We start from the raw sequence: 14509 nt of genomic DNA, 5'->3' as shown, positions 1-14509 counted from the left end.
CCACCGCCGTGGACGCGGACCGCATCCCTGGAACCACCCCGACCCCGGCCCCGCCGGCCGGGATCACCTACGTACTCGACACCTCGGTCCTGCTCAGCGACCCGTGGGCCCCGACCCGCTTCGCCGAGCACGACGTCGTCGTCCCCCTCGTCGTCATCACCGAGCTCGAGGGGAAGCGGCACCATCCGGAGCTCGGGTGGTTCGCCCGGGAGGCCCTGCGCCTGCTCGACGACCTCCGTATCTCGCACGGCCGTCTGGACGAGCCGATCGCGATCACGCCCGAGGGCGGCACGCTGCACGTCGAGCTCAACCACACCGACCCGTCGGTGCTGCCCGCGGGCTTCCGGACCGGCGAGAACGACTCCCGCATCCTCGCGTGCGCGGCGAACCTCGCCCGTGACGGCCTGTCGGTCACGCTCGTCACGAAGGACATGCCGCTGCGGGTCAAGGCGGCCGCGGTGGGTCTGCCCGCCGACGAGTACCACGCCCAGGACGTCGTGCTCTCCGGCTGGACCGGGATGGCCGAGGTGGCCGCCGACCCGAGCGAGATCTCCGACCTGTTCGCGGAGGGTTCCGCGGACGTCGAGGCGGCGCGCGAGCTGCCGTGCCACACCGGCCTGCGCCTGCTCGGTGGCGGGTCGTCGGCGCTCGGGCGGGTCACGCCGGACAAGCAGGTCCGCCTCGTCCGCGGTGACCGGGACGTCTTCGGGCTGCACGGCCGTTCCGCCGAGCAGCGCATCGCGATCGACCTGTTGACCGACCCCGACATCGGGATCGTCTCGCTCGGCGGGCGCGCGGGCACCGGCAAGAGCGCCGTCGCCCTCTGCGCCGGCCTCGAGGCGGTGCTGGAGCGCCAGGAGCACCGCAAGATCGTCGTCTTCCGCCCGGTGTACGCCGTCGGAGGTCAGGAGCTCGGCTACCTGCCCGGCGGCGAGAACGAGAAGATGGCGCCCTGGGCCCAGGCGGTGTTCGACACCCTCGGTGCGCTGGTCTCGACCAACGTCGTCGAGGAGGTCATCGAGCGCGGTGTGCTCGAGGTGCTCCCGCTGACCCACATCCGCGGGCGCTCGCTGCACGACGCGTTCGTCATCGTCGACGAGGCCCAGTCGCTGGAGCGCAACGTGCTGCTCACGGTGCTCTCCCGCCTCGGCACGAACTCGCGCGTGGTGCTCACCCACGACGTCGCCCAGCGCGACAACCTGCGGGTCGGGCGCCACGACGGGGTCGCCGCGGTGATCGAGAAGCTCAAGGGCCACCCGCTGTTCGCCCACGTCACGCTGACCCGCTCGGAGCGCTCGCCGATCGCCGCGCTGGTCACCGAGATGCTCGAGGGCGAGGCCGGCCTGGGCTGACGCCGTACTGAGCGAAGGGCACCCCTCGGCCGATCTAGTCGACCGGAGGGGCCCTTCGCTCAGAACGACGGCGGCCCAGGGGGAGAGCCGGAACGCTCACCAGCCGGTCGGGAGCGGCCTGCCCTCCGCGAAGCCCGAGGCGGACTGCACCCCGATCACCGCGCGGGCGTGGAACTCCTCCAGCGTCTCGGCCCCGGTGTAGGTGCAGGCCGAGCGCACCCCCGCGCAGATCGCGTCGAGCAGGTCCTCGACGCCGGGCCGGGCCGGGTCGAGTTGCATCCGCGAGGAGGAGATGCCCTCCTCGAAGAGGCCCTTGCGGGCGCGGTCGAAGGCCGAGTCGGTGCGCGTGCGCGCGGTGACGGCCCGCTTCGAGGCCATCCCGAACGACTCCTTGTACGGCGCCCCGGACTCGTCGCGCTGCAGGTCGCCCGGCGACTCGTAGGTCCCCGCGAACCACGAGCCCACCATCACCGCCGACGCGCCCGCGGCCAGCGCCAGCGCCACGTCGCGCGGGTGGCGCACGCCGCCGTCGGCCCACACGTGCGCGCCGCGCTCGCGGGCCGCCACGGCGCACTCGGCGACCGCCGAGAACTGCGGTCGCCCGACCCCGGTGGCCATGCGCGTCGTGCACATCGCGCCGGGCCCGACGCCGACCTTCACGATGTCCGCGCCCGCGTCGACGAGGTCGGCGGTCCCGGAGGCGGTGACGACGTTGCCCGCGACGACGACGGCGCCCGGGGCGGTCGCGCGGACCGTCCGCAGCGCGCTGATCGTCTTCTGCTGGTGGCCGTGGGCGGTGTCCACGACGAGCACGTCGATCCCGGCGGCCCCGAGCTCCTTCGTGCGGGTCGCGACGTCGCCGTTCACCCCGAGCGCGGCGGCCACCCGCAGGCGGCCCTCCGCGTCGAGCGCCGGGGTGTAGACCTCGGCGCGCAGGGCGCCGGTGCGGGTCAGCACCCCGGCGAGCCGGCCGCCGTCGTCGATCCCGAGGGCGAGGTCGCCGGCGCCCGGCGCGGAGAGCTTCTCGAACACGGTCCGCGGCTCGGTGCCCACCGAGACCGTCACCGCGGGGACCAGCACGTCGGCCAGCCGTGTGAACCGGTCGACTCCGGCGCAGTCGGCCTCGCGGACGACGCCGAGCGGGCGCCCGCCGTCGTATCCATCCCCCGTCGCTCCGCTCGCCCGGTCGACGACCACGACCGCACCGTGCGCGCGCTTGTTGACCAGGTTGAGCGCGTCGGCCACCGCCTCGCCCGGGTTCAGGACGACGGGGGTGTCCCAGACGGTATGCCGCGACTTCACCCCGGCGACGATGTCCGCGATCGCGGCCGCGTCGACGTCCTGCGGGATGACGGCCATCCCGCCGCGGCGCGCCAGCGTCTCGGCCATGCGCCGGCCGGACACGGCGGTCATGTTCGCCGCGACAATGGGGATCGTCGCGCCCGACGGGTCGGCGACCGCGAGGTCGACGTCGAACCGGGAGGCGACGTCCGAGCGCTCCGGGACGAGGAAGACGTCGTCGTAGGTCAGGTCATGAGCCGGGCCGTGGCCGTCGAGGAACCGCACGTGCGCACAGGTTACCGGCAGGAGGGCGAGTGGACGGGCGGGTGGCGGCGACGGGGGGTGGACGGGAAGGTGCGGTCGGGTGCCTACGGCTCGTGGGGCGACGCCACCTCGCGGACCCGGTCGCGCAGCCAGCGCCGCACCGGGTCGGTGTCGGTGCGCCGGTGCCAGGTCTGGCCGACGTTCACGGCGGGCAGCGGGACCGGGCACGGCCAGGTCCGCAGCTCGGCGCCCCGCACCCGCCGGGTGAGGCGCTCGGGGGCGAGGCAGACGAGGTCGGCCGACCGGGCCAGCGTGCAGGCCGCGGAGAACCCCGGTGCGGTCGCGACGACCGTGCGCGCCTCGCCCAGGGCCTCGAGCGCGTCGTCGAGCGGGCCGCGCAACACTCCACGCCGCGAGGCGTTCACGTGGCCGGCGGTGGTGAGATCGGTGGGCGTCGGATCCCGGCCCGCCACGCGCCGCGCGAACGCGCCGTCGGTCCGCCCGACCACGACCATGACGTCGTGGGCGAGCGTCTCGTGCCGCAGGCCGTCGTCGCCGGTGATCGGGGCGCCGAGGTCGAGATCCACCGTGCCGTCGCGGAGATCCGTGGCGCTCTCGTCGCCCTCGCCGACCAGCCGCAGGCGCACCGCGGGAGCCCGTGCCGTGATCGCGGCCAGCAGGTCGGGACCGAACTCCTCGGCGGCGTCGGTGCCGGTCCGGACCGTGAGCACCGCGTCGAGGGAGCGCTCGAGCTCGGCGTCGGTCGGCGTCGTCCGGGTGGAGAGCAGCCCCTGCGCTGCGGCGAGGACCTCGTGCGCGGGGCCCCGCATCGCCTCGGCGGCCGGTGTCGGGACCAACGTGCGTCCGGCGCGGACCAGCAACGGGTCCCCGGTGATGCGACGCAGCCGGGTGAGCGAGCGGCTCACCGCGGGCGGGCTGAGGTGCAGCCGTTCCGCGGCCCGCGTGACGCTGCCCTCCTGCAGTAGCGCGTCGAGCACCTCGAGCAGGTTGAGGTCGACGGATTGCACGAGACGCAATCCTAGACTTAGTACGCGTGTCTACAACACAATCCGCGACCGTCCTAGCGTCGTCGCCATGACGAACACCGTGCGCTCGACGCTCGACACCGACCCCGTTCGGACACTCCTCGACGAGATGCTGCACGCCGCCGACGCCCAGGAACCCGAGCTGGAGGCCCTGGTCACCCGGGTGGCCGCCACCGGCCCGATCTCGGAGACCGCGCTCGCGCCGGAGCTGCGCGAGGCCTGGATCTGCGTGCCCCGCGAGGTGGGGGACCTGCTGGCGACGCTGGTCCGCGCCACCGGCGCGCGCACCGTCGTCGAGTTCGGCACCTCGTTCGGGGTCTCGACGACGTTCCTCGCGGCGGCGCTGCGGGACAACGGCGGGCGGGACGACAACGGCGGCGCCACCGTGATCACGACCGAGCTGGAGCCGACGAAGGCCGCCGTCGCCGCGGCCAACCTGCGCCGCGCCGGGCTCGACGACCTCGTCGACCTGCGGGTCGGCGATGCGCGGGAGACGCTCGCGGGCCTGCCCGAGGTCGACCTGCTCCTGCTCGACGGGTGGAGCGAGCTGTACCTGCCGGTCCTGCGTGTCGTCGAGCCGCGGCTGCGCCCGGGCGCCCTGGTGATCGCCGATGACACCGACCGGTTCCCCGACGCCCTCGCGGACTATCTCGCCCATGTCCGCGGCGAGGGCTACCGCTCGCAGCCGCTCCCGCTCGGGGACGGGTTGGAGATGAGCGTGCGCCTGTGAGCGGATGCGTCGTTCCAGCGAGGACTCCGCTCACCCGTGCCGGAGGCCCCTCACCGTCTCGATGGTGTCCGCCTCGGAGGCCGGCTTGTCGTCGCGGTAGCGCACCACCCGGGCGAACCGCAGCGCGACGCCGCCGGGATAGCGGGTCGAGGTCTGCACCCCGTCCAGCTCGATCTCCACGATGATCTCCGGGCGCAGGTACACCGCCCAGTCGTCGCGGTGGGTCTCGTACCGGGGGAACGTCTCGGTCTGCCAGCGCAGCGTCTCGTCGGTCATCCCCTTGAAGGTCTTGCCGATCATGACGAACTCGCCGTCGGCGCCGCGCGCCCCGAGGTGGATGTTCGAGAGCCAGCCGCGCCGCCGTCCCGAGCCCCACTCGCAGGCCAGCACGACCAGGTCCAGGGTGTGCGCGGGCTTGATCTTCTGCCAGGCCTTCCCGCGGCGGCCGGCGGAGTAGGTCGAGTCGAGGGCCTTCACCATCGAGCCCTCCTGACCCGCGGCGAGCGCCTCGGAGATCGCCTCGGCGGCACGCTCGGCCGTCGGGCGCTCGACCGAGGGGATCATGCGGTCGCCCACGACCTCGGCCAGGACCCGACGGCGGGTCGAGAGCGGCTCGTCGAGCAGGTCGGTCCCGTCGCGGTGCAGGCAGTCGAAGAACCACGGCTGCATGACGCCGTTGCCCAGGCCCTTCATCGAGTCCTGGAACGCCCTCGGCCTGCCGTCCTCGGCGACGGCGAGCGTCTCGCCGTCGAGGACGACGGTGTCGACGGCGAGCCCGCGCGTGTAGGCCACGATCTCGGGGACCGCATCGGTGATCTCGTGCAGCGTCCGGGACCAGACCCGGACGTCGTCCCCGCGTCGGTGCACCTGGATGCGCGCTCCGTCGAGCTTGTGCTCGACGACGACGCCCGGCTCGCCGTCGGGAGGCCCCAGGTCGGCGAGAGTCGCGTCGAGCGAGTCACCGGGGGAGGCCAGCATCGGGCGGACCGGGCGCATGACCTCGAGGCCGACGGACCCCAGCGCGGCGACCGGGTCGGCGCTGGTCAACGCCGCCACCGCCGTCGTCGGGAGCCGGCCCGAGAGCATGAACGCGCGCCGGACGGCGTCGGCGGGGACCTCGACACGACTGCCCGTCGCCTCGCTCGCCAGGGTGGCCGCCGACGCCACCGCCTCGATCATCAGCCCCTCGAGTGCTCCCTGGCGCAGCTCGCCGCCGAGCAGCCGGACGAGGAAGCGGCCCTCGTCGGCGGTCGCCGAGCCGAGCAGCGACGTCAGCTCGGCCGTGCGCCGGGCGCCGACGCCGGTGCCCGAGCCGGCCATCGCGGCGAGCCTGTCCAGGGAAGCGTCGACGTCACCGACCGTCAGCGACGGCCCGGCCGCGGGGTCGACGGTCAGCCCCGACAGCGTCCGCCACCCGATCCCGGTGCGGCCCTGCAGCATCTCCCCGGCCAACCACGCGCTGACCGGACGGACCTCGTCGGGGCCCGCGCCGGCCAGGACCGCGGCGAGCGCCGCGGTCTTGGCCTTGCGGGAACGGGTCGCGCCAACCTGTGACGAGGCCTCGACGACGGCGGTGAAGAGCATGCGCCGGACTACCCGAAAATTCTCTCCCCGTCGCTCCGCTCGCCCCTAGCTCTCCCCGTCGCTCCGCTCGCCCCTAGGAGTCCACGCGCGTCATGGCCAGGACGTCCAGGGCCTCGTCGAGCTGGGACTGGGTCAGCTTCCCCTCCTTGACGTAGCCGTCCTCGTCGATGACCTCGCGGATCGTCCTGCGCTCCTTCATTGCCTTCTTGGCGATCTTCGCGGCCTCCTCGTAGCCGAGGAGGCGGTTGAGCGGCGTGACGATCGCCGACGACGACTCGGCGTAGCGCAGGCACGCCTCCTCGTCGGGCTGGGTGCCCTCGAGGACGCGGTCGGCGAGCAGCCGGGCGGCGTTCGCGAGCAGCCGTGCGGACTCCAGCACGTTGCGGGCCATCACCGGCATCATGACGTTGAGCTCGAGGTTGCCCTGCGAGCCCGAGAACGCGACGGTCGCGTCGTTGCCGATCACCTGTGCGGCGACCATCATCGTCGCCTCGCAGATCACCGGGTTGACCTTGCCGGGCATGATCGAGCTGCCGGGCTGCAGGTCGGGCAGGTGGATCTCGGCGAGGCCGGTGGAGGGGCCGGAGGAGAGCCAGCGCAGGTCGTTGGCGATCTTGTACAGGCTGACGGCGACAGTGCGCAGCGCCCCGGAGATCTCGACGAGCCCGTCGCGCGCGCCCTGGGCCTCGATGTGGTCGCGGGCCTCGGTCAGCTCGGGGATGCCGGTGGCCTGACGCAGCTCCTCGACGACCTTGCCGCCGAAGCCCTCCGGGGTGTTGATCCCGGTGCCGACCGCGGTGCCGCCGATCGGCAGCTCGCCCAGGCGCGGCAGGGCGGCGCGCAGCCGCTCGGTACCGTGGCTGCACTGGGTGGCCCAGCCACCGGCCTCCTGCCCGAGCGTGATCGGCACGGCGTCCATCAGGTGGGTCCGCCCGGACTTCACCACGTGCTTCCAGTCCTGGGCCTTGCGGTTGAGCACGGCGCCCAGGTGGTCCAGCCCGGGGATCGTGTCGGTGACGACGGCCTCGGTGGCGGCCAGGTGGATCGTCGTCGGGAAGACGTCGTTCGAGCTCTGCGAGGCGTTGACGTGGTCGTTCGGGTGGACCTTCTGGTCAGACCCGGAGGAAGCCAGCGCGCGGCTCGCGAGGGTGGCGATGACCTCGTTGGCGTTCATGTTCGAGCTGGTGCCCGACCCGGTCTGGAAGACGTCGATGGGGAACTCGCCGTCGTGCGCGCCGGAGGCGACCTCGTCGGCGGCCGCGGAGATCGCGTCGGCGATCCCGGCGTCGATCACCCCGAGCGAGGAGTTCACGCGTGCCGCGGCGCCCTTGACCAGCCCGAGCGCGCGGATCTGCGCCGGCTCGATCGGCCGGCCGGAGATGGGGAAGTTCTCCACGGCGCGCTGCGTCTGTGCGGCGTAGAGCGCCGCGGCCGGCACCTGGACCTCGCCCATGGTGTCGTGCTCGGTCCGGTACTCCTTCGTGCCTGCGTCATTGCCCATGGCCGCATTTTCGCGCCTGGCCGGGCGCCGGACGAGTCGGGGTGGGAGTGGCTCGGGCCACCTATCCCCAGGGGCTCTCGTCGCTCTCGAGCTCCTCGACGCCGAAGTCCACCGTCGAGTACTCGCGCAGCTTCTTGAGCCGGTGGAAGCCGTCGATGAGACGGACCGTGCCGGACTTCGAGCGCATCACGAGCGACTGCGTGGTCGCCCCGCCCGCGCGGTACTGCACGCCCCGCAGCAGATCGCCGTTGGTGACCCCGGTGGCGCAGAAGAAGATGTTCTCGCCGCGGACGAGGTCGCTGGTGTGCAGCACGCGGTCGAGGTCGTGGCCCGCGGCGATCGCCTTCCGGCGCTCCTCGTCGTCCTTCGGCCACAGCCGGCCCTGGAACGACCCGCCCATGCAGGTGATCGCCGACGCCGCGATGATCCCCTCCGGCGTGCCGCCCACGCCGAGCAGCAGGTCGACGTCGCTCTCGTGACGGGCCGCCGCGATGGCGCCGGCGACGTCGCCGTCGGAGATGAACCGGATGCGCGCGCCCGCGTCGCGGATCTCCTGGACGAGGTCGTCGTGACGCGGCCGGTCGAGGACGACGACGGTGACGTCCGGGATGCCCGACCCCTTGCGCTTCGCGATGGCGCGCAGGTTGTCCTTCACCGTCGCGGTGATGTCGACGACGTCGGCGTACTCCGGCCCGACGGCGAGCTTCTCCATGTAGAACACGGCCGACGGGTCGAACATCGCGCCCCGCTCGGCGACGGCGAGGACGGCGAGCGCGTTCGGCATGCCCTTGGCCATGAGGGTGGTGCCGTCCACCGGGTCGACGGCGACGTCGCACTCCGGCCCGTCACCGTTGCCGACCTCCTCGCCGTTGTAGAGCATCGGCGCCTCGTCCTTCTCGCCCTCGCCGATGACCACCGTGCCGCGCATCGAGACCGAGCCGATGAGCTTGCGCATCGCGTCGACGGCCGCCCCGTCGCCGCCGTTCTTGTCCCCGCGCCCGACGAAGCGTCCGGCGGCCATCGCCGCCGCCTCCGTCACCCGCACCAGTTCGAGCGCGAGGTTGCGGTCGGGGGCCTCGGGGCGACGGGCGGGGGCCGGGGACTGCGTGGAGGTCACCGAGTTCTCTCCTGTCGGGTGCAGTGCGGGCGGAACCCTCATCCTCCCAGACCAGCGCGGTCACGGAACCGGCATCGACCGGCCGGGTCCGGGGCGCCCGCCACTGGAACGATGGAGGCATGGAACGGAGGCTGTGGTGAGCGCGCCGCGCGGGGGATCGACACTGGGCCCGCTGGCGATCGGGACGATCGTGCTCGCGGTGATCGTCCTCGCCCTCACGGGACTGACCCGGGCCTGCTCGTTCTCCCCGACCACCCCCGCCGTCGACCGCGGATCGGTCCACCGCATCGACGTCGCCGAGATCTCGCGGGACGCCGCCGGCTCGCTGCCCTTCGCCGTGCGCGCCCCCGCGATGCCCGCCGACTGGATTCCGCAGTCCTCCGACGTGCGCCCGGTGGGGACGGCGCGCGCGTTCCGCATCGGGTGGCTCACGCCGGAGAACGGGTTCGTGCGGCTGGTGCAGTCCGACGCGCCGGAGGCCGCGCTGGTCGCGTCCGAGCAGGGCGCGCCGCAGGCCTCCGGGCCGGTGTCCGCGGGCGGACGCCCGTGGACGACCTATCGCGGGCTGCGCGGCGAGGCGGTCTGGGTGACCGACGTGGATGGCGAGCGCTGGCTGATGACCGGGGACGGGACGCCCGCGCGCTTCGTGCAGCTGGCGACGACGGCGCTGGGGTCACCGGTGGTGCCGCGCGGCTGAGGTCCGCGCCTCCGGCCGTGACCGCAATGGCCCGTTCCTGTCATCGGGCGAGCGGAAGGCGCCACCCATCGTTCGCGCCGCGGCCATGAGCACGATTCGGGCGGCGAAGTGCTCGCTCAGCGATCACTTTGCCGCCCGGTTCGCGATCTTCGAGGGTCGCGGGCCTTCGCGGCACTCGGGGGCTCTTGTCGCAGTGATTCAGAACGACAAGACCGGTTGCCCGGGGCGGGAGCCCGCGACAAGGACGCTCGGGCCCGATATCGGGGCGGGCCGGCCCGGGCTCGGTCCCTGCTGGTCAGTCCCTCGGGGGCGGACCCCAGCCCTCGGGCGCGGGGCGCGCGACCGGCTCGCGCTCCTCCTCGGTCGCCCAGCCCGCCGTCGGGTCGGGTGTGGGCGCGGACCGGGGGAGCGCGCCCGAGCCGGGTCGGCCCGCGACGGCGGGGTCGGGGACGGCGGGGCCGGGGTCCTGGTCGCGGCGGCGGTCGTCGTACCCGCCGCCGTCGTCCCTGTGGTCGGCACGCCTGCCGTCGTCGTACCTGGGGCGCTCGTCGTACCTGGGGCGCTCGGCGTACCTGGGGCGCTCGTCGTAGCTGGGGTGGTCGTACCCGTCGTCGTACCGGCGGTCGTCGTGTCCGGCGACCTGCTGCTCGCGCTCCCGGACCTCCTCGGCGTGGGCGGCGGCCGCGACCCCCTCGCGCGCGAGGGAGTGGACGCTCTCGCGCATCGCGCGCGTGGACGCGGCGCGCAGTTCGGACGAGAAGACCGGCAGCGGGGCGTAGCGACCGAAGGTGTCGCGGAGGAAATGGGCGAGCAGGGTCGCGGTGGAGCGCGAGCGCCACATCGTCCAGCCGACGTACAGGTCGGTCCCGTACGGCTGCACCAGCAGCATCGCGCGCTCGCTGCGCTGCCGGAACAGCAGTACCGGCACGCCCGCGACGGTGCTCGGCGTGACCTCGGCCGGCGTGCGGCGGGCCTGCGCGGCGCGGCTGACCCACTGGTAGGCGCCGCGTGCGGCCGCGGCGCGGCCCTCGAGCAGCCGGGAGTACTCGGCGATCGGCTCCTTGGCGGGGGCGAAGAACGACGCGAGCCCCGCGAGGTAGAGCACCGCGGTGACGGCGGCGATCACATTCATGATCAGCCGCCCGGTGATCGACGGGCTGGAGGTGCTGGCGAGGTAGTCGAGCAGCAGCCAGATCAGCAGCAGCACGGTCGGGGCGACCAGGAAGAGCAGCGCGCGCATCAGGTGCGGGGAGAGCATCCGCCAGGTGACGACGTCGTCGACGAGCACGTCGGGATCGCGGTGGGCCCGTGTCCCGGAGTGGTACCCGTCGTGGGCCTCGCGGATCGTCCGCGCCCACCCGTCCTCGGGGCCGCTAGGACCGCCCTTGCCACCGCTCATGGACGCACAGTGTGGCCGACGGCCCCGCCCGGGGTGTGGCTACTCGCGGGACTCGGCCTCGCGGAGGACGGTCTCCACCCGTTCGCGGGCGCCCGCGAGGTGACGTTCGCAGGTGCGAGCCAGCGACTCCCCGCGCTCCCACAGGGCCAGCGAGTCCTCCAGCGAGAGCCCGCCCGCCTCGAGCTTCGCGACGACGGCGGCCAGTTCCTCGCGGGCCTGCTCGTAGCCGGGCTCGTCGTCGGGCGTGGCGGCGGCCTTGTCGGCGGCCTTGTCGGCGGCCATGGGTCCTCCTCCCGGGGGGGCGGATCGAGTATCGGCGTCATCGAGGATGTGGAGCTACTGACGTCCAGTGTCAGCGATGCCGCATCGCTGACACGTCTCGTGATGCTGTCACCCCTCGGCCTCCACCCGGGCGTGGACGGCGCCGTCGGCCAGCCGCACGCGAAGGACGTCGCCCGGCGCCGCGTCGTCGGCGGACCGGAGCACCGGCGCGGAGACCTCGCCCCCGGCCTGCACGATCGCGTAGCCGCGGGCGAGGGTCGCGGCGGGCCCGAGCGCGGTGAGGGAGGCGCGCAGGTGCCGCACGTCGGCGTCGCGCTCGCGCAGCCCGCCGTCGACCACCCGGCGTCCCCACCGCACCAGTTCCGCCACCTCGTCCTCCCGCACCGCCACGGCCCGCAGCGGGTCGGCGATCACGGGTCGGGAGCGCAGCCGGGCCAGGGCCGCCTCCTCCCGCTCGACCCACGCGTGCAGGGCGCGCCGCGCGCGGGTCCGCAGGTGCTCGAGGTGCGCGGTCTCCTCCGCGAGATCCGGGACGATCGACTTGGCGGCGTCGGTGGGGGTCGCGGCGCGCAGGTCGGCGACGTGGTCGACGAGCGGGGTGTCGGGCTCGTGTCCGATGGCGGTCACCACGGGTGTCCGGCAGCTCGCCACCCCGCGGCAGAGGGCCTCGTCGGAGAACGGCAGCAGGTCCTCGACGCTGCCGCCGCCCCGCGCGAGGACGATGACGTCGACCTCCGGGTCCCGGTCGAGCGTCTCCAGGGCGTCGAGGATCTGGGGGACCGCCTGCACGCCCTGGGTCGCGGTGTTGAGGACCCGGAACCGCACCGCGGGCCAGCGCCCGGTGGCGATGCTCACGACGTCGTGCTCGGCGGCGCTCGCCCGGCCGGTGACGAGGCCGACACAGCCGGGCAGACGCGGCAGCCTGCGCTTCCGGGCGGGGTCGAACAGTCCTTCCGCGGCGAGCAGGGCGCGCAGCCGCTCGATGCGGGCCAGCAGCTCGCCGACCCCCACGGCGCGCACCTCGTCGACCCGCAGCGAGAGCGTCCCGCGCCCGAAGTAGAACGAGAACTTGCCGTGGACCACGACCCGCTGCCCCTCGGCGAGTGGCGGTGTCGCCCCGCGGACGACCTGCGCGGGCGCGGTGAGCGACAGCGACACGTCGGCCGCGGGGTCGCGCAGCGTCAGGAAGGCGGTGCCCGTCCCGGGGCGGGCGGTGACCTGGGTGAGCTGACCCTCCACCCAGAGCGCCCCGAGACGGTCGATCCACTTCGAGACCTTCAGGGCCACCGTGCGCACCGGCCACGGCGCCTCGGCGGTCGTCGCCGGGTCCGGACCGGGCGCGCTCACGACTCCGCGGTCAGCGTGGCGATGCGGTTGGTCAGCATCGTCACGAAGGGCGGGCGGTCGGCGTGCGCCGACTCCCAGGCGAGCAGCTCGGCCAGCTGGTCGACGGACAGGCCGCGCAGGCGCGCGCGGAGCTGGGCGATCGTCATGGTCTCGTAGCCGGGCAGGGCGTCCGGGGTGACGCTCGGGGTCTCCTCGGCCAGGCCGATCGCGGTGCCGCCGACGGGACGGGGGTGACCGTTGGTGGACCCCGGGGACCGGGGCGCCGCCAGGGCGTCGTCGAACGGTGCGCGACGGGGCGGGAGAGGCGTCCGGCCGTCGGTGTCGTCGTCGAAACGCGCCCAGGACGGGGCCTCCTCCACCGGCCGTGCGCCCTCGAGAGCGGTGTCGCCCTTGATGGCCAGCTCGGTGACGACCTGCTGCGCGCGCATCGAGAGCTGCAGCACCTGGCTCGCGGCCGTGATCGGCAGGCCCACGATCGTGCGGGGGAGGGACTGCACCTCCTCGACCGCGGTCACGACCAGGCCGGCGGCGACGCGCACCGGGAACGGGAGGGAACTCATAGGAGACACCCTGCCAGCCCACGGCTCGGCTGTGCGAATCCCCACGGCGTGGGGCCCGTCGCGGCTCGCGCGCGGGCGGCCCGTGAGGCCGTCGGCCCGTACGCTCGAGGCATGTCCGTCTCCCCGGGACCCGACACCACCACCGTCGAGAACGCCGGCGGCACCGACGGCACCGGTGCGACCAGGCGGGTGCTGCTCGCCAAGCCGCGTGGCTACTGCGCGGGCGTCGACCGGGCCGTCATCGCCGTCGAGAAGGCTCTCGAGACGTACGGCCCGCCGGTCTACGTGCGCAAGGAGATCGTGCACAACCGGCACGTGGTGACGACCCTCGCCGAGCGCGGCGCGGTGTTCGTCGAGGAGACCGACGAGGTCCCCGAGGGCGCCACGGTGGTCTTCTCCGCGCACGGCGTCTCGCCTGCGGTCCACTCGCAGGCCCGCGAGCGCGAGCTGCGGACCATCGACGCGACGTGCCCTCTGGTCACGAAGGTCCACCAGGAGGCCAAGCGCTTCGCCCGCGACGACTACGACATCCTGCTCATCGGTCACGAGGGGCACGAGGAGGTCGAGGGCACTTCCGGCGAGGCCCCGGAGAACATCCAGGTGGTCGACGGCCCCGGTGCGGTCGACGCCGTCGAGGTCCGCGATCCGGAGAAGGTCATCTGGCTCTCCCAGACGACGCTGTCGGTCGACGAGACGATGCAGACGGTCTCCGCGCTGCGCGAGCGGTTCCCGGCGATCTCCGACCCGCCGTCGGACGACATCTGCTACGCCACCCAGAACCGGCAGGTCGCGGTGAAGGCGATGGCCCCGCAGTGCGACCTCGTCGTGGTGGTCGGCTCGACGAACTCGTCGAACTCGGTGCGCCTCGTCGAGGTCGCCCTCCAGGCCGGCGCCCGCGACTCGCACCTCGTCGACCACGCGGGCGAGATCGACGAGAGCTGGCTCGAGGGCGTGACGACGGTCGGCGTCACGAGTGGGGCCTCGGTCCCGGAGATCCTCGTCGGCGACGTGCTGCACTGGCTCGCCGACCGCGGGTACGGCGAGGTCGAGGAGATCACCACCGCGAACGAGAAGCTCACCTTCTCGCTGCCGCGCGAGCTCAAGCGCGACATGCGGCCCGACGCCGTGCGCTGACGCCTGTCGCGGCCAGGCCGCCGACGCTTTTCGCGGTCAGGGCTCGCGGGCCGGCTCGGCCGGTCGTCGGGTCGGCGGCCGGTCGTCGGTTCGGGTGGTCAGCGCGGCCGGTCGTCCGGCCGGCGCTCGCGCACCGGGTGCACTCCCGGCGGCGGCTGACCCGGTCCGCGTCGTTCCTGTTCCTCGCGCAGCCGCTCCTCCCGCATCCGGTCCTC

The 14509-nt window shown here is 73.9% G+C and carries 13 protein-coding genes; 4 read left to right on the top strand and 9 right to left on the bottom strand.

All coding sequences use genetic code 11. The annotated features are described in order from the left end of the window. The first annotated feature begins 8 nt into the window (after nt 1-8). Complete coding sequence (gene phoH2 / locus VGI02_RS09650; protein WP_331627168.1) at nt 9-1352, top strand: RNA 5'-3' helicase PhoH2; 1344 nt, start codon at nt 9-11, stop codon at nt 1350-1352. 96 nt (nt 1353-1448) lie between these two features. Here phoH2 and VGI02_RS09645 read toward each other — a convergent pair whose 3' ends face one another. Together VGI02_RS09645 and VGI02_RS09640 are read right to left on the bottom strand one after the other, a co-directional pair. Further along, on the bottom strand, nt 1449-2918 hold the full coding sequence (locus VGI02_RS09645; protein WP_331627117.1) for a GuaB1 family IMP dehydrogenase-related protein: 1470 nt from the start codon (nt 2916-2918) through the stop codon (nt 1449-1451). An 83-nt stretch (nt 2919-3001) separates the two neighbouring features. Continuing rightward, a complete protein-coding gene (locus tag VGI02_RS09640; protein WP_331627116.1) occupies nt 3002-3925 on the bottom strand; it encodes a LysR family transcriptional regulator in 924 nt (307 codons plus the stop codon). Between the two features lie 67 nt (nt 3926-3992). Here VGI02_RS09640 and VGI02_RS09635 point away from each other — a divergent pair, with 67 nt between their 5' ends. Continuing rightward, nucleotides 3993-4673 (top strand): O-methyltransferase, encoded by a 681-nt coding sequence (locus VGI02_RS09635; RefSeq protein ID WP_331627115.1) that lies wholly within the window; start codon nt 3993-3995, stop codon nt 4671-4673. A 30-nt stretch (nt 4674-4703) separates the two neighbouring features. Here the strand turns inward: VGI02_RS09635 and VGI02_RS09630 are convergent, their stop codons facing one another. From VGI02_RS09630 to glpX, 3 genes are all read right to left on the bottom strand, one after another. Continuing rightward, entirely contained in the window at nt 4704-6257 is a 1554-nt protein-coding gene (locus VGI02_RS09630; protein ID WP_331627114.1) for an ATP-dependent DNA ligase, read from the bottom strand. 73 nt (nt 6258-6330) lie between these two features. After that, nucleotides 6331-7758, bottom strand: coding sequence for a class II fumarate hydratase (locus VGI02_RS09625; RefSeq protein ID WP_331627113.1), 1428 nt, complete (start codon nt 7756-7758; stop codon nt 6331-6333). Nucleotides 7759-7819: 61 nt separating this feature from the next. Then, nucleotides 7820-8917 carry a class II fructose-bisphosphatase gene (glpX, locus tag VGI02_RS09620; RefSeq protein ID WP_414638233.1) on the bottom strand — a complete coding sequence of 366 codons (1098 nt, stop codon included), beginning with the start codon at nt 8915-8917 and terminating at the stop codon, nt 7820-7822. 94 nt (nt 8918-9011) lie between these two features. Between glpX and VGI02_RS09615 the strand changes: the two genes are divergently transcribed. Continuing rightward, a complete protein-coding gene (locus tag VGI02_RS09615) occupies nt 9012-9572 on the top strand; it encodes a DUF4245 domain-containing protein (RefSeq protein WP_331627111.1) in 561 nt (186 codons plus the stop codon). A gap of 295 nt (nt 9573-9867) precedes the next feature. Here VGI02_RS09615 and VGI02_RS09610 read toward each other — a convergent pair whose 3' ends face one another. The 4 genes from VGI02_RS09610 to VGI02_RS09595 form a co-directional block, all read right to left on the bottom strand. Then, on the bottom strand, nt 9868-10971 hold the full coding sequence (locus VGI02_RS09610) for a hypothetical protein (RefSeq protein WP_331627110.1): 1104 nt from the start codon (nt 10969-10971) through the stop codon (nt 9868-9870). A 39-nt stretch (nt 10972-11010) separates the two neighbouring features. Then, nucleotides 11011-11253: an exodeoxyribonuclease VII small subunit gene (locus VGI02_RS09605; protein WP_331627109.1), complete on the bottom strand. Its 243-nt coding sequence runs from the start codon at nt 11251-11253 to the stop codon at nt 11011-11013. Between the two features lie 108 nt (nt 11254-11361). Further along, the gene (gene xseA, locus VGI02_RS09600; RefSeq protein WP_331627108.1) at nt 11362-12600 is read right to left on the bottom strand and encodes an exodeoxyribonuclease VII large subunit; all 1239 of its coding nucleotides are present in this window, start codon (nt 12598-12600) and stop codon (nt 11362-11364) included. Continuing rightward, on the bottom strand, nt 12597-13160 hold the full coding sequence (locus VGI02_RS09595; RefSeq protein WP_331627107.1) for a lipid droplet-associated protein: 564 nt from the start codon (nt 13158-13160) through the stop codon (nt 12597-12599). Before VGI02_RS09595 ends, xseA begins: the two co-directional genes overlap by 4 nt. A 111-nt stretch (nt 13161-13271) precedes the next feature. On the opposite strand from VGI02_RS09595, the gene VGI02_RS09590 reads away from it, so the two are divergent. After that, nucleotides 13272-14294 (top strand): 4-hydroxy-3-methylbut-2-enyl diphosphate reductase, encoded by a 1023-nt coding sequence (locus tag VGI02_RS09590; protein ID WP_331627106.1) that lies wholly within the window; start codon nt 13272-13274, stop codon nt 14292-14294. Nucleotides 14295-14509 lie beyond the last annotated feature (215 nt).

It is taken from the genome of Actinomycetospora sp. (genome assembly GCF_036497245.1).
Taxonomy (GTDB): domain Bacteria; phylum Actinomycetota; class Actinomycetes; order Mycobacteriales; family Pseudonocardiaceae; genus Actinomycetospora.
Note: the sequence above shows the minus strand (reverse complement) of the source record. Positions and strands in the feature narration are given on the sequence as shown.